General features: G+C 72.1%; 19 protein-coding genes. 4 read left to right on the top strand and 15 right to left on the bottom strand.

The features are described 5' to 3' along the window. Positions 1-257: 257 nt before the first annotated feature. The 10 genes from aroQ to ACFVFQ_RS20900 form a co-directional block, all read right to left on the bottom strand. Positions 258-698, bottom strand: a complete 441-nt coding sequence (gene aroQ, locus ACFVFQ_RS20945; protein WP_383418151.1) for a type II 3-dehydroquinate dehydratase — start codon at positions 696-698, stop codon at positions 258-260. After that, complete coding sequence (gene aroB / locus ACFVFQ_RS20940; protein ID WP_383418148.1) at positions 695-1,786, bottom strand: 3-dehydroquinate synthase; 1,092 nt, start codon at positions 1,784-1,786, stop codon at positions 695-697. The genes aroQ and aroB overlap by 4 nt, the downstream gene beginning before the upstream one ends. Next, complete coding sequence (locus ACFVFQ_RS20935; RefSeq protein ID WP_383418145.1) at positions 1,783-2,337, bottom strand: shikimate kinase; 555 nt, start codon at positions 2,335-2,337, stop codon at positions 1,783-1,785. The genes aroB and ACFVFQ_RS20935 overlap by 4 nt, the downstream gene beginning before the upstream one ends. Continuing rightward, positions 2,334-3,518 (bottom strand): chorismate synthase, encoded by a 1,185-nt coding sequence (gene aroC / locus ACFVFQ_RS20930; RefSeq protein ID WP_383418142.1) that lies wholly within the window; start codon positions 3,516-3,518, stop codon positions 2,334-2,336. The genes ACFVFQ_RS20935 and aroC overlap by 4 nt, the downstream gene beginning before the upstream one ends. Before the next feature lie 136 nt (positions 3,519-3,654). After that, positions 3,655-4,491 carry a shikimate dehydrogenase gene (locus tag ACFVFQ_RS20925; RefSeq protein WP_383418140.1) on the bottom strand — a complete coding sequence of 279 codons (837 nt, stop codon included), beginning with the start codon at positions 4,489-4,491 and terminating at the stop codon, positions 3,655-3,657. Positions 4,492-4,501: 10 nt separating this feature from the next. After that, positions 4,502-6,322 carry an endolytic transglycosylase MltG gene (gene mltG, locus ACFVFQ_RS20920; protein ID WP_383418138.1) on the bottom strand — a complete coding sequence of 607 codons (1,821 nt, stop codon included), beginning with the start codon at positions 6,320-6,322 and terminating at the stop codon, positions 4,502-4,504. 127 nt (positions 6,323-6,449) lie between these two features. Continuing rightward, positions 6,450-6,914: a Holliday junction resolvase RuvX gene (ruvX, locus tag ACFVFQ_RS20915; protein WP_383418337.1), complete on the bottom strand. Its 465-nt coding sequence runs from the start codon at positions 6,912-6,914 to the stop codon at positions 6,450-6,452. Positions 6,915-6,928: 14 nt separating this feature from the next. Then, on the bottom strand, positions 6,929-9,598 hold the full coding sequence (gene alaS, locus ACFVFQ_RS20910) for an alanine--tRNA ligase (protein ID WP_383418136.1): 2,670 nt from the start codon (positions 9,596-9,598) through the stop codon (positions 6,929-6,931). Continuing rightward, positions 9,598-9,933 carry a DUF6167 family protein gene (locus tag ACFVFQ_RS20905; protein ID WP_383418134.1) on the bottom strand — a complete coding sequence of 112 codons (336 nt, stop codon included), beginning with the start codon at positions 9,931-9,933 and terminating at the stop codon, positions 9,598-9,600. Before ACFVFQ_RS20905 ends, alaS begins: the two co-directional genes overlap by 1 nt. 8 nt (positions 9,934-9,941) lie before the next feature. Further along, positions 9,942-10,361, bottom strand: a complete 420-nt coding sequence (locus tag ACFVFQ_RS20900; RefSeq protein WP_274919315.1) for a DUF948 domain-containing protein — start codon at positions 10,359-10,361, stop codon at positions 9,942-9,944. 176 nt (positions 10,362-10,537) lie between these two features. Between ACFVFQ_RS20900 and ACFVFQ_RS20895 the strand changes: the two genes are divergently transcribed. Next, positions 10,538-12,727: an ATP-binding protein gene (locus ACFVFQ_RS20895; protein ID WP_383418132.1), complete on the top strand. Its 2,190-nt coding sequence runs from the start codon at positions 10,538-10,540 to the stop codon at positions 12,725-12,727. Between the two features lie 21 nt (positions 12,728-12,748). Here the strand turns inward: ACFVFQ_RS20895 and rpsD are convergent, their stop codons facing one another. Then, positions 12,749-13,360, bottom strand: coding sequence for a 30S ribosomal protein S4 (gene rpsD, locus ACFVFQ_RS20890; protein WP_383418129.1), 612 nt, complete (start codon positions 13,358-13,360; stop codon positions 12,749-12,751). Positions 13,361-13,542: 182 nt separating this feature from the next. On the opposite strand from rpsD, the gene ACFVFQ_RS20885 reads away from it, so the two are divergent. Continuing rightward, positions 13,543-14,295 carry a DUF2470 domain-containing protein gene (locus tag ACFVFQ_RS20885; RefSeq protein ID WP_383418333.1) on the top strand — a complete coding sequence of 251 codons (753 nt, stop codon included), beginning with the start codon at positions 13,543-13,545 and terminating at the stop codon, positions 14,293-14,295. A gap of 28 nt (positions 14,296-14,323) precedes the next feature. Here ACFVFQ_RS20885 and ACFVFQ_RS20880 read toward each other — a convergent pair whose 3' ends face one another. The 4 genes from ACFVFQ_RS20880 to ACFVFQ_RS20865 form a co-directional block, all read right to left on the bottom strand. Continuing rightward, positions 14,324-15,682 carry a replication-associated recombination protein A gene (locus tag ACFVFQ_RS20880; protein WP_383418127.1) on the bottom strand — a complete coding sequence of 453 codons (1,359 nt, stop codon included), beginning with the start codon at positions 15,680-15,682 and terminating at the stop codon, positions 14,324-14,326. Between the two features lie 107 nt (positions 15,683-15,789). Next, positions 15,790-16,431 carry a vitamin K epoxide reductase family protein gene (locus ACFVFQ_RS20875; RefSeq protein ID WP_383418125.1) on the bottom strand — a complete coding sequence of 214 codons (642 nt, stop codon included), beginning with the start codon at positions 16,429-16,431 and terminating at the stop codon, positions 15,790-15,792. Positions 16,432-16,624: 193 nt separating this feature from the next. Beyond that, positions 16,625-17,887, bottom strand: coding sequence for a histidine--tRNA ligase (gene hisS, locus ACFVFQ_RS20870; RefSeq protein WP_383418123.1), 1,263 nt, complete (start codon positions 17,885-17,887; stop codon positions 16,625-16,627). A 12-nt stretch (positions 17,888-17,899) separates the two neighbouring features. Next, entirely contained in the window at positions 17,900-18,616 is a 717-nt protein-coding gene (locus ACFVFQ_RS20865) for an MBL fold metallo-hydrolase (protein ID WP_383418121.1), read from the bottom strand. A gap of 183 nt (positions 18,617-18,799) precedes the next feature. On the opposite strand from ACFVFQ_RS20865, the gene ACFVFQ_RS20860 reads away from it, so the two are divergent. Beyond that, complete coding sequence (locus ACFVFQ_RS20860; protein ID WP_383418119.1) at positions 18,800-19,633, top strand: peptidylprolyl isomerase; 834 nt, start codon at positions 18,800-18,802, stop codon at positions 19,631-19,633. Between the two features lie 255 nt (positions 19,634-19,888). Further along, positions 19,889-21,118, top strand: coding sequence for a DUF349 domain-containing protein (locus tag ACFVFQ_RS20855; RefSeq protein WP_383418117.1), 1,230 nt, complete (start codon positions 19,889-19,891; stop codon positions 21,116-21,118). Positions 21,119-21,233 lie beyond the last annotated feature (115 nt).

Here is a 21,233-nt window from a genome sequence, read left to right as displayed (position 1 = left end):
CCCCGGGGGCGGCCGGGGGCGCGGCCGGGTGGCGGGGCCCCGGCAAACCGGGCGCGCCCGGGGCGTTGGGGGGGGGGGCGCCCGGGGCTGGGGGCCGGGTGCGCCGGCGACAACTGCGGGGCGGGCACGGGTCGTTGGTGCCCGCCCGGTGGTGCTGCGGTGAACCGTACTCCCCCGGCTGCTGCCGGGAGGTCTTCCTACCCCCGGGGTCCGTCGAATGAACGGGCGAGGGTGCGGATGTCCGAACGGGGCGGCGGTCAGCCGTCTAGTTCCTCGGCGAGGGCGCGCAGCGCCAGCCGGTACGAGCCGATGCCGAAGCCGGCGACGGTGCCGCTGGCGACGGCCGCGATAACCGAGGTGTGGCGGAACTCCTCGCGGGCGTACGGGTTGGAGATGTGCACCTCGATCAGCGGGGCGGTGCGCTGCGCCGCCGCGTCCCGCATCGCGTACGAGTAGTGCGTGAACGCACCGGGGTTGATGACGACCGGGATCGAGCCGTCGGCGGCCTCGTGCAGCCAACGGACCAGCTCGCCCTCGTCGTTGGTCTCCCGCACCTCGACCTCGAAGCCCAGCTCCCCGCCGAGCCGGGCGCACTCGGCGACCAGCCCGGCGTAGGAGGTGGCGCCGTAGACGTCGGGCTCGCGGGAGCCCAGCCGGCCGAGGTTGGGGCCGTTGAGGACCAGGACTTTGCGGCTCACGAGGCGATCTCCGCGTGCGCGGCGAGCAGCATGGCCGGGTCCGGGCCCTCCAGGACGGTCGGCTTGGCCAGGCCGTCCAGGACGATGAAGCGGAGCCGGTCGCCGCGGGACTTCTTGTCGACCTTCATGGTCTCCAGCAGCTTGGGCCACTGGTCGCCGCGGTAGGTCAGCGGCAGCCCGACGGAGGCCAGGACGGCGCGGTGCCGGTCGGCGGTGGCGTCGTCCAACCGGCCGGCGATCCGGCCGAGTTCGGCGGCGAAGACCATGCCGACGGAGACCGCGGCGCCGTGCCGCCAGTTGTAGCGCTCGTTCTTCTCGATGGCGTGCGCGAGGGTGTGGCCGTAGTTGAGGATCTCCCGCAGGCCGGACTCCTTGAGGTCGGCGGAGACCACCTCGGCCTTGACCCGGATCGCCCGCTCGATCAGCTCGGCGGTGTGCGGACCGTCGGGGCGCTTGGCGCCCTCGGGGTCCGCCTCGATCAGGTCGAGGATCGCCGGGTCGGCGATGAAGCCGGCCTTGATGACCTCGGCCAGCCCGGAGACGTAGTCGTGCGGCGGGAGGGAGTCGAGCGCGGCCAGGTCGCAGAGCACCCCGGCCGGCGGGTGGAAGGCGCCGACGAGGTTCTTGCCCTCGGCGGTGTTGATGCCGGTCTTGCCGCCGACCGCGGCGTCCACCATGCCCAACACCGTGGTCGGGACGGCGATCCAGCGGACCCCGCGCAGCCAGGTCGCGGCGACGAAGCCGGCCAGGTCGGTGGTGGCACCGCCGCCCACGCCGACGATCACGTCGGTGCGGGTGAAGCCGGTCTGCCCCAGCGCCTTCCAGCAGTAGGCGGCGACCTCGGCGGTCTTGGACTCCTCGGCGTTGGGGAGCTGGATGGCGATCGCCTCGTAGCCCTGGGCGGCCAGGTCCTCGCGCAGCGCCTCGCCGGTGGCGGCCAGCGCCTCCGGGTGCAGCACGGCGACCCGCTTGGCGTGGGTGCCGATCAGGCCGGGGAGTTCGCCCAGCAACTGCCGCCCGACGAGCACCTCGTAGGGGTCGGTGCCGGCGGTCCCGCCGACGTGGATGCGGGTGGCGTGCTCCGTCATGCCTGTTCCTCCCTGCCGGCGGGCCGCGCGGCATCCGCGGCCGGCCGTAGCTCCAAAGCGTCCACGATCGCGTCGGCGACGTCCTCGGGGGGCCGCTCCCCCGTGGTGATCACGGCGCGCGCGACCTCGGTGTAGAGCGGGCGGCGCCGCTCCATCAGCTCGCGCCACTGCTTGCGGGGGTTGACCGCGAGCAGCGGGCGGGGGGCGTCCAGGCCCACCCGCTTGACGGCGTCGGCGAGTTCGACGTCCAGGAAGATCACCGGCAGGCCGGTCAGCAGCTTCCGGGTGCCGTCGTCCATGATCGCCCCGCCGCCGAGCGAGAGCACCCCCGCGTGGGTCTCCAGGGCGGCGCGCACCGCCTCCCGCTCCAGGGCGCGGAAGTGCTCCTCCCCGTCCTCGATGAAGATCTCGGAGATCGGCTTGCCGGCGGTGGCGACGATGTCGGCGTCGGTGTCGCGGTAGCCGACGCCCAGCCGGTCGGCCAGCAGTTCGCCCACGGTGGACTTGCCGGCGCCGGGCGGGCCGACCAACACGGCGACGGGCGCGGTCACTTGATCGCCAGGTTGTCGAGGAAGCCGCGGACGTTGCGCCGGGTCTCCGGGACGCTGTCGCCGCCGAACTTCTCCAGCACCGCGTCGGCCAGCACCAGCGCCACCATCGCCTCGGCGACGATGCCGGCGGCCGGGACCGCGCAGACGTCGGAGCGCTGGTGGTGCGCCTTGGTGGCCTCGCCGGTGGTGACGTCGATCGTCGCCAGGGCCCGCGGCACGGTGGCGATCGGCTTCATCGCGGCCCGCACACGCAGGAGTTCACCGGTGCTCAGGCCGCCCTCGGTGCCGCCGGCGCGACCGGAGGAGCGCTTGATGCCCTCGTCGGTCGCGACGATCTCGTCGTGCGCCTTCGAGCCGGGCACCCGGGCCAGGTCGAAGCCGTCGCCGACCTCGACGCCCTTGATGGCCTGGATGCCCATCAGGGCCGATGCCAGCCGCGCGTCCAGCCGGCGGTCCCAGTGGACGTGCGAGCCGAGGCCGACCGGGACGCCGTAGGCCAGCACCTCGACGACGCCGCCGAGGGTGTCGCCGTCCTTGTGGGCCTGGTCGATCTCGGCGACCATCGCCTTCGACGCGTCGGCGTCCAGGCAGCGCACCGGGTCGGCGTCCAGCTTCTCGACGTCGGCGGGGGTCGGGTAGACACCGTACGGGGCCTTGGCGGCGGCCAGTTCGACCACGTGCGAGACGATCTCGATGCCGGCGGTCTCCTTGAGGAAGGAGCGGGCGACGGTGCCGAGGGCGACCCGGGCCGCGGTCTCGCGGGCGGAGGCGCGCTCCAGGATCGGGCGGGCCTCGTCGAAGCCGTACTTCTGCATGCCGGCGAGGTCGGCGTGGCCGGGGCGGGGGCGGGTCAGCGGGGCGTTGCGGGCCAGCTCGGCGAGTTCGGCCTCGTCCACCGGGTCGGCCGCCATCACCTGCTCCCACTTGGGCCACTCGGTGTTGCCCACCATGATCGCCACCGGGGAGCCCAGCGACCGGCCGTGCCGCACGCCGCCGAGGAAGGTGACCTCGTCGCGCTCGAACTTCATCCGGGCACCACGGCCGTAGCCGAGCCGGCGGCGGGCCAGGGCGTCCGCCACCATCTCCGTGGTGATCGGCACGCCGGCGGGAAGGCCCTCCAGCGTCGCCACCAGTGCGGGGCCGTGCGACTCCCCCGCCGTCAGCCAGCGCAACCTGCTCAACGGTGCTCCTCAGTCCTGCTCATCGTTCGCGCATCCGCGTGTCTGCTCCGATCCTCCCACGTCGCGGGCGCCGTGCGGCGCCCCGTCCAGGGTGCGGACCGCCCGGGACCGGCTCGGGGCCGGTCCGAGGGCGCCGCTAACGGGCCGCCAGCGCCGCCTCGCCGGCCCGGCGCATCGCGGCCAGCGGCGCCGGTGCCCGGCCGGTCATCTGCTCGACCTGGAGGACGGCCTGGTGGACCAGCAGGTCCAGGCCGCCGACGACGGCGCCGCCGCGGTCGGCCCAGGCGGCGGCCAGGGCGGTCGGCCAGGGCTCGTAGAGCACGTCGAAGAGGGTGCCGGGACGGTCGGGGACGGCGGCGGCGAGCGGATCGGTGCTGCCGGCCGGGGTGGTGGCGATGACCAGCGGCGCCTCGAAGGCCGCGGCGGCGTCGTCCCAGGGGGCGGTGCGGACCTCGACGCCGAGCCGCTCGCCCCAGCCGCGCATCTCGTCGGCCCGGGCCGCGCTGCGCACGTACGCGGTGACCTCGCCGGTACAGATCCGGGCGAGCGCGGCCAGCGCCGAGGAAGCGGTGGCGCCGGCGCCCAGGACGGCGGCGCGCTCGACCCGTTCGACGCCGCGCTCGCGCAGCGCGGCGAGCAGACCGGGGATGTCGGTGTTGTCGCCGCGGCGGCGCCCGTCGGGGGTGAACACGACGGTGTTGACCGCCTCGACCGAGGCCGCGGTGGGGCTGATCTCGTCCAGCAGCGGGATCACCGCGCGCTTGAGCGGCATGGTCAGCGACAGGCCGGCCCACTCGGGGCCGAGCTGCTCCAGGAATCCGGGGAGCGCGGCCTCGTCGACCTCGTGGCGGCCGTACTCCCAGCCGGTGAGCCCGAGTTCGTCATAGGCGGCGCGGTGCAGGACCGGCGAGAGGGAGTGCGCGATGGGCGATCCGAGGACCGCCGCCTTCTTGTTGTCGGACCTGTGGGACACGGCCTGGCCTTCAGCTTCCGTTCTTCTTCTGCGCCTGTTGCTGCTGGAATTGCCGGTAGAGCTTGTTGAATTCGGTGAGATTCGTGGTGAAGTCCGTCTTCTTGCCGTCCAACGAGAGGAAGAAGAGCCACTTCTCGGAGTCGTCCGGATTGATCGTCGCCCGCAACGCCTCCGCACCGGGGTTGCCGATCGGTCCGGGCGGCAACCCCTTGTAGAAGTAGGTGTTGTAGGGGTCGTTGTAGCCCCGGATCTCCTTGAGCGGAATGTCGATCTTGCTCTGTTTCTTGAGGTAGTTGAACGTCGAGTCGAATTCCAGCTTCTGGTTCGTGGCCGTGTTGGTCGGGGCCAGCCGGTTGTAGACGACCGCCGCCATCTTCCGGAAGTCGTCGTGCGTCATGCCCTCGGCCTGGGTGAGGCTCGCGACGGTGAGGAGTTGGAGCGGGGAATCCAGATGGAATTTCTTGGCGTTCGTTTCGAGATCGTACTTCTGGTATTCCTGGGTGGCCCGCGAGACCATCTCCCGGAGCACGTCCTCGGGTTTGGCGTGCTCGCCGACGCTGTAGGTCGACGGGTAGAGGAAGCCCTCCAGCGGGTCCTTGATCTTCGGGGAGTCGTCGGCCCAGGACGGCAGTCCGAGGTTCTTGCTCTGGGTCTTGGCGACTTCCTTCGTGGTGCCCGCCTTCAACTTCAGCTTCTGGTCGATGAGTTCGTAGACCCCGTCGGCCCGCAGCCCCTCCCGGACCGTCAGGCCGTTGCGGCTCTTGGGGTCCAGCATGAGTTGGATGGCGGCCGCGGCCGACATCTGCTTGCGCAGGGTGTACGTGCCGGGCTGGAGGCTCCGCGACTGTTTGTTGTCGTCGGCGGCCTCGGTGAACGCGCCGGCGCTCTTGATCACACCGTCCCGGGCGAGGATCGTGCCCATCTGGGAGAGCGGCACGCCGTCCGGGATGGTCACCTGGATGTCGCCGCTGCCCTGACCCTCGTAGTCGGGCGACGGGATGAAGTGGCGCTTGATGAAGTCGTAGCCGAAGTAACCCACGCCACCGACGACGGCGGTCAGGCCCACCACCACGACCAGGCAGGCGGTGCCGCTGCGGCGCTTGTTCTTCTTCTTGTTCCGGCCCCGGCGCTCGCGGCCGGACCGCCGGTCGTCCTCGTCGTCGCGGCCGGCGTCCTCGTCGTCCGGGGCGTCGGCGAAGAACGGATGGTCCCGCTCCGGTGCCCGGCGGCGCTCCGGCTCCTCGGCGTCCGGCACCGCCCGCCAGTCGTCCCCGACGGCGGCGGGGTCCTCGTACGAGGGCCCGGCCTGCGGGTGTTGCGGGCCGGGCCCCTCCGGATGACCGCCCGGTCCCTGCGGCGGCACCTGCTCGTACTGCTCGTGATGCGGGTGCGGATCGGGCACCCCCGGCATCCCGTGCTGCGCGCCGGCCTGTTGGGCCGGCAGCTGCTGGGTCTCCTGGATCCCGTAGCCGTCCGGGGCTCCGTAGGGTTCCTGGCCCGGGTAGTGCTGACCGGTGTGGTGCGGGGCCGGGTAGCCCTGGTCGGGGTGGAGGTACGGGTCGGGCTGCGGGTGCTGCCCGTAGGGGTCGTACGCCGGCCCGCCGCCCTGCGGCTGCGCGCCGTCCCAACCGCCGTGCCCCGTCGGGTACTGCTGCTGCGGGTACTGCTGGTGCTGGGCGTGCTGGGGGTACTGCTCCTGGGGATACCCGGTGGGCTGCTGCCCGGCCCACTGAGGCTGCTGCTCCTGGCTTCCGTACGGGCCCCGGTCTCCGTAGAGCGGGTCGTCGGGGTGCCACGGTTCGGAGCCGTAGCCCCGGCCATACTCGGTCATCGATCCCCTAGAGACGAGAGGCGGGGCGTGCCGTCCGGGCAGCGCCTGCGGAACCGATCCGCCTCTGCTTTGCACGCGCGGCCGTTCGAACCGCCGCCACAACCCGCGGAACGTTACCGTACCGCGATCAGATGACCACTTCGACGGGCTCCCCGGGCGGCCGCCCGGAGGTGCGTTCGGTCTCCAGCGCGCTCTGGAGGATGACCACCGCGGCGGCCTGGTCGACCACCGAGCGGCCCTTCTTGCTGCGGACGCCGGAGGCCCGCAAACCGTGGGTCGCGGTGACCGTGGACATCCGCTCGTCTACCAGCCGGACCCCTACGGGGGCGATGTTCCGCGCCAACTCCTGGGCGAACGCCCGGACTTTGGCCGCGGCCGGCCCCTCTCCCCCACTGAGGGAACGGGGCAGGCCGACCACGACCTCCAGCGGTTCGTACTCCTCGACGATCGCCTTCAGCCGCCGGTGCGCGGCCGGGACGTCCCGCCCCGGCACGGTCTCGACGGGGGTGGCGAGGACCCCGTCGGGGTCGCACGAGGCGACCCCGATCCGGGCGTCCCCGACATCCACGGCGAGGCGGCGACCGCGTCGCATCTCACTCACGACCGTCAGGCCGCCTCGGCCACGAGGTGCTCGACGGCGCCGATGGCCTCGGGCACCGCGGCGGCGTTCTGGCCACCGCCCTGGGCGACGTCCGGCTTGCCGCCGCCGCCACCGCCGAGCGTCTTGGCTGCCGTGCGGACCAGGTCGCCGGCCTTGATGCCGCGCTCGCGGGCGGCCTCGTTGGTGGCGATGACGGTCAGCGGGCGGCCGTTCGCGACGGTGAACAGGGCCACCACGACGGCGCGGTCGCCCTGGATCCGGCCGCGCACGTCGAGGACCAGCTTGCGCAGGTCGTCGGCGGAGGTGCCGTCCTGGACCTGGGCGGCGACCAGGGCCACCCCGCGGACGTCCTTGGCGTCCTTGGCCAGCCCGGCCGCGGCCTGGAGCACCTTCTCCGCGCGGAACCTCTCGATCTCCTTCTCGGCGTCCTTCAGCTTGGCCAGGACACCGGAGATCTTCTCCGGCAGCTCCTCCGGGCGCCCCTTGACCAGCTCGGTGAGCTGCGAGACGACGGTGTGCTCGCGGGCCAGGAAGTTGTAGGCGTCCACGCCGACCAGGGCCTCGACGCGGCGCACGCCGGAGCCGATGGAGGACTCGCCGAGCAGCTTCACCAGGCCCAGCTGGGCGGTGTTGTGGACGTGCGTGCCGCCGCACAGTTCCTTGGAGAAGTCGCCGATGGTGACCACGCGGACCCGCTCGCCGTACTTCTCGCCGAACTCGGCGATGGCGCCCTGCTTCTTGGCCTCGTCCATGCTCATGACCTCGGCGTGCACGTCGAGTTCGCGGGAGAGCACGTCGTTGATCTTCTGCTCGACGTCGGTGAGGACCGAGCCGGGCACCGCGGTCGGCGAGCCGAAGTCGAAGCGGAAGCGGCCCGGGGAGTTCTCCGAACCGGCCTGCGCGGCCGTCGGGCCCAGCGCGTCGCGCAGCGCCTGGTGGGTGAGGTGGGTGGCGCTGTGCGCGCGGGCGATGGCCCGGCGGCGCTTGATGTCGATGCTGGTGTACGCGGCGGAGCCGAGCACCACCTCGCCGACCTGCACCACGCCCTTGTGCACGATGACGCCGGGGACCGGCTGCTGGACGTCGCGCACCTCGACGACGGCGCCGTTGTCCAGCTTGATCCGGCCGGTGTCGGCGAGCTGGCCGCCGCCCTCGGCGTAGAACGGCGTGCGGTCCAGCACGACCTCGACCTCGTCGCCCTCGTGGGCGGCGGGGGCGGAGACGCCGTTGACCACCAGGCCGGCCACGGTGGCCTCGCCCTCGGTGTCGGTGTAGCCGGTGAAGACCGAGGAGCCGGACTTGTCGGCGATCTCGCGGTAGGCCGACATGTCGGCGTGGCCATGCTTCTTGGCCTGGGCGTCGGCCTTGGCGCGCTCCCGCTGCTCCTTCATCAGCCGGCGGAAGCCGTCCTCGTCCACCGACAGGCCCTGCTCGGCGGCCATTTCGAGGGTGAGGTCGATCGGGAAGCCCCAGGTGTCGTGGAGCAGGAACGCCTTGTCGCCGGGGAGCACCGTGCCGCCCGCGGCCTTGGTCTCGGTGACGGCGCCGTCGAGGATGTTGGTGCCGGCCTTGAGGGTCTTGAGGAAGGCGGCCTCCTCGGCGAGGGCGACCGTCTCGATCCGCTTGCGGTCCGCCAGCAGCTCCGGGTACTGCTGACCCATCGTCTTGATGACGACGTCGAGCAGCTCGGCGACGACCGGGCCGGTGGCGCCCAGCAGCCGCATGTTGCGGATGGCGCGGCGCATGATGCGGCGCAGGACGTAGCCGCGGCCCTCGTTGCCGGGGGTGACGCCGTCGCCGATGAGCATGGTGGAGGTACGCATGTGGTCGGCGACCACGCGCAGCGAGACGTCGGAGTCGTCGGCGGTGCCGTAGCGGACGCCGGTGAGCTCGCCGGCCTTGTCGATCACGACCCGCAGGGTGTCGGTCTCGTACATGTTGCGGACGCCCTGGAGGATCATCGCCAGGCGTTCCAGGCCGAGGCCGGTGTCGATGTTCTTGCTCGGCAGCTCGCCGAGGATCTCGAAGTCCTCCTTGCCGAGGCCCGCGCCGCGCTCGTACTGCATGAAGACCAGGTTCCAGATCTCCACGTAGCGCTCGTCGTTGACGGCCGGGCCGCCCTCCACGCCGAACTCGGGGCCGCGGTCGTAGTTGATCTCCGAGCACGGGCCGCAGGGGCCCGGGACGCCCATGGACCAGTAGTTCTCCTTCTTGCCCAGGCGCTGGATGCGCTCCTTGGGCACGCCGACGACCTCGTGCCAGATGCGCTCGGCCTCGTCGTCCTCCAAGTAGACGGTGATCCAGAGCTTTTCCGGCTCCAGGCCGTAGCCGCCCTCCGCCACGGGGGTCGTCAGCAACTCCCAGGCGTACTTGATGGCGCCTTCCTTGAAGTAGTCGCCGAAGGAGAAGTTGCCGCACATCTGGAAGAACGTGCCGTGCCGGGTGGTCTTGCCGACCTCTTCGATGTCCGGCGTGCGCACGCACTTCTGCACGCTGGTGGCGGTCTTGAAGGGCGCCTTGACCTCGCCGAGGAAGTACGGCTTGAAGGGGACCATGCCCGCGGGGACCAGCAACAGCGTCGGGTCGTCCGCGATGAGCGACGCCGACGGCACGACGGTGTGCCCGCGCTCCTCGAAGAAGCGCAGCCAGCGGCGGCGGATTTCAGCCGACTCCATCAGTGGTCCTCATTTCCGGTCGGTCCGGTCAGTCCGGGGGTTCTCGTGGTTCGGTACGACGTGTCCAGCACCGCGCGGCGCGGTGCGGGCAGCTCGCGCACCTCGGCGGGCTCGGCCAGCCCGAGGGCGTCGTGCAGTTGCTCTTCACGGTCCGCCATTCCGGCGCGCACGTCCAATGCAAATTGGCGCAGCCGGTGTCCGGTCTCGACGGCCTTGTCCGCGGCCTGCGCGGCGAGGCTGTCGGGCTGCAACTTGCGCAGCTTTCGGTGGACCTTGTTGGTGGCCCACACCCCGGCGGCGGCGCCGGTGGTGAACCAGAATGCGCGGCGGAACATCGCGGTGATCAGTCCTTGGAGCGACGGGAGCGGCGCCCGCCGCGGCGGGCGCCGGGCAGGCTGCGGCCGACGACGACGGTGCGGTCCGGCTCGGGCTGGCCCTTCTTGCCGATCGCGCGTCGCACGCCGTAGCCGAACGCGGCGACCTTGACCAGCGGTCCGCCGAAGGCGGAGGAGACGGTCGAGGAGAGCGCCGAGGCGTTGGCGGTGACCTCTTGGACGTCGGCGGCGATGGCGTCGACGCGGGCGAGTTGGGTGTGCGCGGAGCGGACGGTCGCGGACGCGTCGGCGAGCAGCGGAACGGCCTGCTCGGACACCTCGGTCACCATCTTGGTGGTCGCCTTGAGGGTCCCTGCGAGCCTCACCAGCACGAGGGCGAGGAACGACACGAGGATCGCCCAGAAGACGGCCACGAGGATCCCGGCCACCTCTCCACCGGACACGCTGGCACCACTCTCCGACTGGTCTGGATTCGTCTGCTCGAACGGCAACCTTGACCTTATCGCGCCGCGACTGTCCGCCCGTACCGCGCTCCCGGTCCGAACCGGGGTACCGGAAGGGGTGATTGTACGTTCCGTATCACCACGAGTACGCTCCGTTGGCCATGCGACGCCTCACGCGCTCCGGTGCCCCGTCCCGCCGCTCGCCCGCGCGCGGGCGGGCCCGCGGCAATCTGCCCGCCGAGCTGAATCGCTTCGTCGGTCGGGCGGACGAACTCGCCGCCCTCGACCGGCATCTGTCCGCCGCCCGCCTCGTCACCCTCGTCGGCCTCGGCGGCGTGGGGAAGTCCCGGCTGGCCCGCCACGGCGGAGCGATCTTGCAGGATCGCTTCTGCGACGGGGTGTGGCTGGTCGAGCTGTCCGCCCTGCGCGAAGCGCACCTCCTGGACCACGCGGTCGCCGAGGCGTTGGCGCTCGCCGACCACTCCGGCCGGCCGGTGCGCACCGCGCTCGCCGACCACGTCGCCGACCGCGAACTCCTGCTGATCCTCGACGGCTACGAGCACCTGATCGACGACTGCGCCGAGCTCGCCGCCGAGTTGCTGCGGCGCGCGCCCGGACTGCGGGTACTGGCCGCCGGCCGCCGCCCGCTGGGCCTGCCCGGCGAACAGGCGCTGCCGGTGGCCCCGATGGTCGACGCCGACGCCGCCGCCCTGTTCGCCGACCGCGCCGCCGCCGTGCTCCCCGGTTTCGCCCTCGACGACGGCAACGAACCGGCCGTCGCCGAGCTCTGCCGCCGCCTGGACGGCATCCCGTTGGCCCTGGAACTGGCCGCCGGCCGGCTCCGCGCGCTCTCCCTGGAGCAGGTGCTGGACCGGCTCGACGACCGCTTCCGGCTGCTGACCGGCACCGTCCGCGGGGCCCCCGAGCGGCATCGGACGCTGCGCACCGCGATCGGTTGGAGCCACGAGCTGTGCACCCCGCAGGAGCGGCTGTTGTGGGCACGACTGTCGGTCTTCGCCGGGCAGTTCGACCTGGAGGCGGCCGAGTACGTCGGCTCGGGCCCGGAGCTGCCGGTCGAGGAACTCCTCGATGTCGTCGAGGAGTTGGTCACCCAGTCGATCCTCGTACGGGAGGAGACCGCGGCCGGGGTGCGCTACCGGATGCTGGACACCGTACGGGCCTACGGGGCGGGCTGGTTGGCGGCGACCGGGGACGGCGAGCGGCTGCGGCGCCGGCACCGCGACTGGTACCTCGGGCTCGCGACCTGGTGCGAGCTGGACTGGTTCAGCCCCCGGCAGGCCGAGATCGCCGCCCGGATCGACGTCGAACTGCCCAATCTACGGGTCGCGTTGGAGCACAGCCTGGAGAGCGCCCAGGAGACCCACCTCGGTCAGTACCTGGCCGGCACCCTGTGGTTCTACTGGGTCGGCTGCGGGCGCCTGGCCGAGGGCCGGCACTGGCTCGACCGCGCGCTGGAACTGGACAGCGGCCACGACGAGGCCCGGTTGAAGGCGCTGTGCGTGGCCGGCTACGTGGCGGTGCTCCAGGGCGACACGGTGGGGGCGTTGGGGATGCTCCAGGAGTGCCGTGAGGAGGCCGACCGGACCGACAACCCCACGGCCGCCGCGTACGCGCTGCACCGCACCGGCTGCCTGGCGCTGGTCTGCGACGACCTGCCGCGCGCGGAGACGCTGCTGCGCGGGGCGCTGCGCAGCTACCGCGAGATCGGCGAGCTCAACAGCAATGTGCTGATGGGACAGGTGGAGCTGGCGATGGCGGTGGCGTTCCGGGGCGAGCTGGACGACGCGGTGCGGCTCTGCGAGGACGTGCGGGAGATCTGCGGGGACCACGGGGAGCGCTGGACGCTGGCGTACGCGCTGTTCGTGCTGGGGTTCGCGGCGTGGTCGCGCGGGGAGGGCGGGCGGGCCCGGGCCCTGCTGGAGGAGGCGTTGGCGATCGACCATTCCTTCCACGACCTGCTGGGCGCGGTGTTGGCGATCGAGCTGCTGGCCCTGGTGACGCTGGGCGAGGGCGAGGTGGAGGAGGCGGCGGTGCTCCAGGGCGCCGCGGGACGGATCTGGCCGTCGGTGGGGCTGCCGCTGTTCGGCTCCCGCCACTTCAACCAGCCGCACGCGCTGTGCGAGCGGCAGGCCCGGGAGCGGCTGGGGGCGGAGCGCTACGAGCGCTGCCTGCGGGCCGGCGGGCGGCTGGACCTGGACGCGGCGGTGGCGCGCATCCTGCGGCCCACGCAGGAGCTGCCCGGTCCGCGCAGCGTGCTGCGCTTCTCCGTGCCTGCCGAGCACCGGCCCGCCGCCTCCCCGTCCGCGAGCGGTGGGGAGCCGGCGGGCTGAGCGGTGCGCCTGCTTAAGTGCTTAGCGGGCGTAGTACTCGACGACGAGCTGCTCGTCGCAGATCACCGGGATCTCCTTGCGGTTGGGGTCCCGGTCCAGGCGGAACGCCAGCGCCTGGAGGTTGACCTCCAGGTAGCGCGGGGTCTCGCCGTCGGGGGCGTAGCCACCCTCGCGGGCCACCTGGAAGGGGTGCTTCTCGCGGCTGCGCTCGCGGACCATCACGACGTCGCCGGGGCGGACGCGGAAGGACGGCTTGTCCACCTTGCGGTCGTTGACCGAGATGTGGCCGTGGACCACCATCTGGCGGGCCTGGTAGATGGTCCGGGCCAGGCCCGAACGCAGGACGAGCGCGTCCAGGCGGCGCTCAAGCTCGACGATCAGGGCCTCGCCCGTCTTGCCTTCGACCTTCCGAGCGCGGTCGTAGGCACGGACCATCTGGCGCTCGCTGATGTCGTACTGAGCGCGCAGACGCTGCTTCTCCAGCAGTCGGACCTTGTAGTCACTGCTCTGCTTGCGGCCACGGCCGTGCTCGCCGGGCGGGTAGGGACGGGCCTCGAAGTACTTGACGGCCTTGGGCGTCAGCGCGATGCCGAGCGCACGGGACTTCTTGACCTTGGGACGCGACTGGTTCACGTGGAACGTTCCTCCATGTAAGTTAGGTGAGGCTTACCTTAGCGCGAGGAGAACGCATGTTTCGACCTGGGATCCCCCTGACCGGCGCGGATCGCACCGGGGCGGGTCAGCCGCGTCCCGTGGAAGACGCCCAGCGGCCCTCGGCGGCTGAGCGCGTACGAACTCTCGTCGAGTCCCATGGTATGGCGTCGCTGGACATCCCCGGAGTCGAGGATCCCGACGACAGCGGCCTCTCCGCTCCCGTCTGCCGGACCGTGACATCCGAGGGAGACGTGCTGTTGCTGGTTCCCGGGGACTCCGTCGCCGCCAGGTCCGCCGCACACGCCCAGGACGACGACCTCCCCGCCGTGATGGAGATCACGGATGTGGCACCGGTCTCGGTGCCCCACCGCATCCGCGGCCGCGCCTGGGTCGCCGGCTGGCTCACCCCCGTGCGCAACGAGCAGCGCGCCCGGGCCGCGATGCTGCTCGCCGAACGCCACCCGGTCGGCGAACTCCTGGGCATCGGCGAGGCGTTGGCCCCCGACCCGACCCCCGGCCAGTACGGCCGCCCCGCCTGGATGCTGCTGCGCCTGGAGGTGGGCGAGGGCGCCGTGGACGACCTGTGGGGCGCGGAGCCCTTCGAGCCCGAGGAGTTCGCCGCCGCGGCGCCCGACCCGCTGGTCGCGCACGAGGCGGAGCTGCTCCAGCACCTGCACGCCGCCCACGGAGAGCAGGTGCGCGGGCTGTGCTCGCTGCTCGGCGAGCGCGGCGAGATCTGCGGGCTGCGGGACCACGCCGTCCCGGTCGGCCTGGACCGCTTCGGACTGCGGGTGCGCTTCAGCGACGGCGACCGGCGGACCTTCGACGCCCGCTTCGACTTCCCCGAGCCGGTGCGGGACGTCGCCGAGCTGCGCCGGGCGATGCACGCGCTCTTCGAGGCCGCGGCGGACTGAACGCCGCCACGGCCATCCGGCCGCCGGGTCAGTCGCCGTTCTCGCCGCGCAGTCGGGCCCTGACCCGCTCGGCGACATCGGCGTAGCGCGCCTCGGCGCCGTGCCGGGTGGGGGCGTAGTAGCGCGTGCCGTGTACTTCGTCCGGGGCGTACTGCTGGGCCGCGATGCCGCCCGGCAGGTCGTGCGGGTACTGGTAGCCCCGGCCGTGGCCCAGCTTCTGGGCGCCCTGGTAGTGGCTGTCGCGCAGGTGCGCGGGCACCGGCCCGGCCTTGCCGGCCCGGACGTCCGCCAGCGCGGCGTCCACCGCCAGATACGCGGCGTTGGACTTCGGCGCCAGGGCGAGCGCGATGGTGGCCTGGCTCAGCGTGATCCGGGCCTCGGGGAAACCGATCAGCGCCACCGCCTGGGCCGCGGCCACCGCGGTCTGCAACGCCGTCGGGTCGGCCAACCCGATGTCCTCGCTGGCCGAGATCATCAGCCGGCGGGCGATGAACCGCGGGTCCTCCCCGGCCTCGATCATCCGCGCCAGATAGTGCAGCGCGGCGTCCACGTCGGAGCCGCGGATCGACTTGATCAGCGCGCTGGCGACGTCGTAGTGCTGATCGCCGGCCCGGTCGTACTTCACCGCCGCGCGGTCGACCGACTCCTCCAACGTCCGCAGGGTGATCTCCGACTCCCCCTTGGCCAGCGCCGATCCGGCGCCCGCCTCCAGGGCCGTCAGCGCCCGCCGGGCGTCGCCGCCCGCGATCCGCAGCAGATGCGCCTCGGTGTCCTCGGGGAGGGTGACCGCCCCGCCCAGGCCGCGCTCGTCGGTGAGCGCCCGGCGCAGCAGGCCGCGCAGGTCGTCGTCGGTGAGCGGTTCGAGGGTCAGCAGCAGGGAGCGGGAGAGCAGCGGGGAGATCACCGAGAAGTACGGGTTCTCGGTCGTGGCGGCGATCAGGGTCACCCAGCGGTTCTCCACCGCGGGCAGCAGGGAGTCCTGTTGGGCCTTGCTGAAGCGGTGGATCTCGTCCAGGAAGAGGACGGTCTCCTTGCCGTAGCCGCCCGAGGCGCGGCGGGCGCCGTCGATGACCGCCCGGACCTCCTTAACCCCGGCCGTGATCGCGGAGAGCTCCACGAAGCGCTTGTTCGTCGCCTGGCTGACGACGTACGCCAGGGTGGTCTTCCCGATGCCCGGCGGCCCCCACAGGAAGACCGAGGACGGCCCCGCCGGCCCCCCGGCCCCCTCCCCCACCAACCGCCGCAACGGCGATCCCGGCTTGAGCAGGTGCTGCTGGCCCACGACTTCGTCGAGGGTGCGCGGGCGCATGCGCACGGCGAGCGGGGACCCCGCGGGGTCCTTCTCCTGACGGTCTTCTGCGGCGGCGGTGAACAGGTCGGGCTCCACGTCTACGGAGCCTATGCCACCCCACTGACAACGCCCCGGCCGCCGGGGTACGGCGGCCGGGGCGAGGGGCTTTTCCGGACGGCTCCGGGACGGCTCCCAAGGGCCGGTCAGAGCAGGCTGCTCCAGTACGACCACCAACGGGTCAGGATCAGCAGCGCGATCACGCCGTACCAGAGCACCGGGACCACCCAGTGGAACTCCACCACCGCGTCCCGCAGCCCCCGCGGCGCCGGCAGGATGCCGTGCTTGATGTTGTGCACGGTGGTGTACCAGAACATCGCGATGGTGACGCACCAGGTCAGCGTGCACCACAGGCACAGCGCGTTGATCGAGTACAGCGACTGGGACATCAGCCACATGCAGAAAACCGACGCCAGCAGCGTGCCCGCGTTGAGGCCGAGCCAGTACCAGCGGCGGAAGCGGGCGCCGGCCAGCAGCGCCATCCCGATCGCGATGACGACGCCGAAGCCGACCAGGCCGGCGAACGGGTTCGGGAAGCCGAAGACCTCCGCCTGCTTGCTCTGCATGACGCTGCCGCAGGAGATGATCGGGTTGAAGCTGCAGGCGGGCTTGAAGTTCGGGTCCTTCAGCAGCTCCAGCTTGTCCAGGCTGATGATCCAGGCGGCCAGCAGACCCAGCGCGCCGGTGACCACCAGGAGCACGGCCAAGCCGCGACCCGAGCCGGTGGTCCCCGCCGCGCCCGCGCGGTCGTCGTCGGTGGACACGTCGTCAAGCGCTGTCGTCGTCATATGGCCGTTTCCGTCGGTCCCGTGGGGAGAGGAGCGTCGGCCGGCGGACCCGGCCGCGTCCTTCATTGTGCCGCACCTCCCTGTGAGACCAGGGTGCCGAGCGCGGATCCGGGGTTGATTCCGCGGGCCCGACATTGACGCGGGGCCCGGACGGCGCGCTGCCGTCCGGGCCCCGGGTGCGTAGCGGTGCGGGTCAGCCGAGCGCCCGGCGGACCTCCTCGACCACCGCGTCCAGCGCGACGGGGGTCTGCTCGCCGCTGGCCAGATCCTTGAGCTGGACCAGGCCCTCGGCCAGGTCCCGCTCGCCGGCCACCAACGCCAGCCGCGCACCGGAGCGGTTGGCGGACTTCATGGCGTTCTTCAGGCCCTTGCCGCCGTATGCGAAGTCGGTGGCGACGCCAGCCTGGCGCAGCTCGGTGACCTTGCCGAACAGCACCCGACGGGCCTCCTCGCCGAGCGGCACGGCGTAGACGGAGGTGGCGGCCGGGATGTCGAGGGTGACGCCCTCGGCCTCCAGGGCCAGCACCGTGCGGTCGACGCCCAGCGCCCAGCCGACGGACGGCAGCTCGGGGCCGCCGATCATCTCGGAGAGGCCGTCGTAGCGGCCGCCGCCGCCCACCGCGGACTGCGAGCCCAGACCGTCGTGGACGAACTCGAAGGTGGTGCGGGTGTAGTAGTCCAGGCCACGGACCAGCTTCGGGTCGTCCTCGAAGGTCACGCCCGCCGCGGTCAGCAGCTCGCGCACCTGCTCGTGGTACGTCTTGCACGCCTCGCAGAGGTAGTCGCGCAGCATCGGCGCACCGATCAACTGCTCCTGGACCGCCTCGCGCTTGTCGTCCAGGACCCGCAGCGGGTTGATCTCGATCCGGCGGCGGGTGTCCTCGTCCAACTCCAGCCCGCGCAGGAAGTCCTGGAGCGCGGCGCGGTAGACGGGACGGCACTCCTTGTCGCCCAGCGAGTTCAGCAGGATCCGGAAGTCGCGCAGGCCCAGCGAGCGGTACGCCTGGTGCGCCAGGATGATCAACTCGGCGTCCAGCGCCGGGTCCTCGGCGCCGATCGCCTCGGCACCGACCTGCGAGAAGTGCCGGTAACGGCCCTTCTGCGGGCGCTCGTAGCGGTAGTACGAGCCGGAGTACCAGAGCTTGACGGGGAGGTTGCCGCCCTTGTGGAGGTTGGCCTCCAGCGCGGCGCGCAGCACGGACGCGGTGCCCTCGGGGCGCAGCGCCAGCTTGTCGCCGCCCTTGGTCTCGAAGGCGTACATCTCCTTGGTGACGATGTCGGTGGACTCACCGACACCTCGGGCGAACAGCTCGACGTTCTCGAAGCCGGGCGTCTCGATGTAGCCGTAGCCGGAGTTCCTCAGCGGTGCGGCGATCGCCTCGCGCACCGCGAGGTACGTCGCGGAGTTCGGCGGGATCAGGTCGTAGGTGCCCTTGGGTGCCTGAAAGGTGCTCACGGAAGGTTCTCGTCACATTCCTCGTCGCGGAGCGGCGGTCTGGGTGCCGTCTCCGAGGCCGGCGGCCACCTGCCGGAGGAAGGGGTTGGTGGCGCGCTCGTGGCCGATGGTGGTCTGGGGGCCGTGGCCGGAGAGGACCACGGTCGAGTCGTCCAGCGGGAGGCATACGCGCTCCAGCGACCGGAGGATCTCGGCGTGGTCGCCGCCCGGCAGGTCGGTGCGTCCGATGGAGCCGGCGAACAGCAGGTCGCCCGAGAAGAACACCGGCGGAACGTCCGCCTGTTCGGGCAGCCGGAAGGTCACCGACCCCTTGGTATGGCCCGGTGCGTGCGCGACCGAGAACTCCATCCCGGCCAGTTCCAGGGCGCTGCCATCGGCCAGCTCCTTGACGTCGTCCGGCTCGCCCACGGTCAGCTCGCCCATGAGCTGCTGACCGATGGAGCGGCCCAGGGCCTTCTCCGGGTCGCTCATCATGTAGCGGTCCTCGGGGTGGATCCAGGCGGGGACGTCGTGCGCACCGCACACCGGGACGACCGACGCGACATGGTCGAGGTGGCCGTGGGTGAGGATGACCGCGACGGGCTTGAGCCGATGCTTCCTGAGCGCGTCCTCAACGCCGGGGGCCGCCTGGTGGCCCGGGTCGATGATCACGCACTCCTCGCCGGCGGCGGGGGCGACCAAGTAGCAGTTGGTCCCCCAGGCCCCGGCGGGGAACCCGGCAATCAGCACGTTCGTCCTTAAAGATCGGCGGGGGGCGGGCCTGCGGGGCCGCGCCCGGAACATCTCGGCAGCTCCAGAGCCTACCGGCGCGACTCCCGCCAGGGCGAACCCGTATACGGTACGGCCACGGCCAGCACCCATCGGACAGGCCCGCAGGGCAACCATCGACGCGTAAGGCAAAGGAGACGACCGGTGGCCAGCAAGGACCAGCGGCGGCGCCAGCTCGCCCGGCAGAAGTACGAGCGCCAGCAGCAGCGACGGACCGACGGCGCGCGTCGGGCCAAGCGGCGCAACGTGGTCATCGCCGGCGTCGTGGCCGTCGCGCTGGCCGCCGGCGTCACCGCGTACGCCTCCGCCTCGCTGATCGGCGGCGACCGCAAGGACACCTCCGACGAGGCCGCCGCCAGCCCCTCCCCGACCGCCGCCGACCCGTGCGCCCGGCCCGCCAAGGGCAGCCCGTCGACGAAGACCTGGCCGAAGGAGCCGGCGATGACGGTCGACACCTCGGCGTCCTACACCGCGGAGTTGACCACCACCTGCGGGCGGATCACCTTCACCATGGACGCCGGCAAGACCCCGCACACCGTCAACTCCTTCGCCTTCCTGGCCGGCCAGGGCTACTTCGACCACAGCCGCTGCCACCGCCTCGTCGACTCGGGGATCTACGTCCTGCAGTGCGGCGACCCGAAGGGCACCGGCCAGGGCACCCCCGGCTACACGCTCCCCGACGAGAACCTCAAGGACCCCCGGATCAAGGGCAACGTGTATCCGGCGGGCACGGTCGCGATGGCCAACCGCTACAACGGCCAGGACCCCAAGACCCGTAATTCCGGGGGCAGTCAGTTCTTCCTCGTCTACAAGGACAGCCAACTGCCCCCGAACTACACGCCGTTCGGCCGGATCACCGGCGGGATGGACGTGCTGAAGAAGATCGCCACGGCCGGTTCGCACCCCGATCCGGCCACCGGCAACACCGCTCCCAACGCCACGGTCGTCATCAACGGGGCATCGGTCAGGAAATCCTGACCGGCGCGGGGGCCGGCGCGGGGCGGGTGCCGTCCGTCCCCATCTGGAATTTCGGTCGTGCTGGATGCGGACAGCCGACCGCCGGTCGCCTAGATTGGCGTTGTGTAGGGTGCCTGCTCCGACGGCCTGCACCCTCACCTCAAAGTCACCGCAATTCAGCCCGTCGGACCGGTCGGGGCGCTGCCCCGCCGGACAGAAACTGTGGACGATGCCGGGGGGCCACAGCCCCCGTCGGCATCATGTGGAGGAGGCGCTGTGAGCAGCGACCCATGGGGCCGCGTCGATGAGACGGGGACCGTGTACGTGCGTACCGCCGACGGCGAGCAGGTCGTCGGATCGTGGCAGGCGGGCACTCCAGAGGAGGCCCTGGCCTACTTCGAGCGCAAGTATGAGGGCCTGGTCGTCGAAATCGGCCTCCTGGAGCGGCGGGTCAAGACCACCGACCTCTCAGCGAAGGACGCCCAGGCGGCCATCGACCACCTGCGCCAGCAGGTCGACGAGCACCACGCGGTGGGCGACTTGGACGCGCTGAGGAAGCGGCTGGACGGGCTGGTCAGCACGGTCGAGTCGCGGCGCGAGGAGCGTCGGGCGGCGAAGGCCCGGCAGACCGACGAGGCGCGGCAGGCCAAGGAGAAGCTGGTCGCCGAGGCCGAGGAGCTGGCGGCCAGCGAGCAGTGGCGGGCCGCCGGCGAGCGGCTGCGGGCGCTGGTGGACACCTGGAAGGGCCTGCCCCGGCTGGACCGCAAGACCGACGACGAGCTGTGGCACCGCTTCTCGCACGCCCGGTCGGCGTTCTCCAAGCGGCGCAAGGCGCACTTCGCCTCGTTGGACGCGCAGCGCGAGGAGGCCCGCAAGGCCAAGGAGAAGCTGGTCGCCGAGGCCGAGGCGCTCTCCGGCTCCACGGACTGGGGCGCCACCGCGGCCCGTTACCGCGAGCTGATGCAGGACTGGAAGGCCGCCGGCCGCGCCCAGCGCGAGCACGAGGACGACCTGTGGAACCGCTTCCGCGGCGCCCAGGACATCTTCTTCCAGGCCCGCAGCGAGGTCTTCGCGGAGCGCGACGCCGAGCAGCGGGAGAACCTGACCCGCAAGGAGGAGCTGGTCGTCGAGGCGGAGAAGCTGCTCCCGGTCACCGACCTGAAGGCGGCCAGGGCCGCGTTCCGGGCGATCAACGAGCGGTGGGAGGCCATCGGCCACGTGCCGCGGGACGCCCGACCCAAGATCGAGGGCCGGATGCACACCGTCGAGCGGGCCATCCAGGACGCCGAGGAGACCGAGTGGCGGCGGACCAACCCCGAGGCGCGGGCGCGCGCCGCGGGGCTGACCGGCCAGCTCCAGGACGCCGTCGACAAGCTCCAGAAGCAGATCGACACGGCCCGGGCCGCCGGCAACACCGCCAAGGCGGACAAGCTCGGCCGCGAGCTGGAGGGCCGCAAGGCCCTGCTGGACCAGGCCCTGAAGGGACTTGAGGAGTTCGGCGGCTGACGCGCGCCTTTTTGCGCCTAAACCGGCGCCGCTCTCGCGGAGGTGGTTGACCGCCGTGGGGGTTCCTCAAGGAGTGGCTGAGGTGCTGTGTGGAACGGCCCGCCGGGGTTTCCCG

Source organism: Streptomyces sp. NPDC057743 (assembly GCF_042798755.1).
Classification (GTDB): domain Bacteria; phylum Actinomycetota; class Actinomycetes; order Streptomycetales; family Streptomycetaceae; genus Streptomyces.
This window is presented reverse-complemented; position numbering and strand designations above follow the sequence as displayed.

What these genes read in the sequence shown, in the direction of transcription:
- ACFVFQ_RS20875 (WP_383418125.1), bottom strand. Translation starts at nt 16,431, where the DNA reads ATGACGACGACAGCGCTTGACGACGTGTCCACCGACGACGACCGCGCG.
- alaS (WP_383418136.1), bottom strand. Translation starts at nt 9,598, where the DNA reads ATGGAGTCGGCTGAAATCCGCCGCCGCTGGCTGCGCTTCTTCGAGGAG.
- ACFVFQ_RS20885 (WP_383418333.1), top strand. Translation starts at nt 13,543, where the DNA reads ATGGCGTCGCTGGACATCCCCGGAGTCGAGGATCCCGACGACAGCGGC.
- mltG (WP_383418138.1), bottom strand. Translation starts at nt 6,322, where the DNA reads ATGACCGAGTATGGCCGGGGCTACGGCTCCGAACCGTGGCACCCCGAC.
- ACFVFQ_RS20895 (WP_383418132.1), top strand. Translation starts at nt 10,538, where the DNA reads ATGCGACGCCTCACGCGCTCCGGTGCCCCGTCCCGCCGCTCGCCCGCG.
- ACFVFQ_RS20905 (WP_383418134.1), bottom strand. Translation starts at nt 9,933, where the DNA reads ATGTTCCGCCGCGCATTCTGGTTCACCACCGGCGCCGCCGCCGGGGTG.
- aroB (WP_383418148.1), bottom strand. Translation starts at nt 1,786, where the DNA reads ATGACGGAGCACGCCACCCGCATCCACGTCGGCGGGACCGCCGGCACC.
- ruvX (WP_383418337.1), bottom strand. Translation starts at nt 6,914, where the DNA reads ATGCGACGCGGTCGCCGCCTCGCCGTGGATGTCGGGGACGCCCGGATC.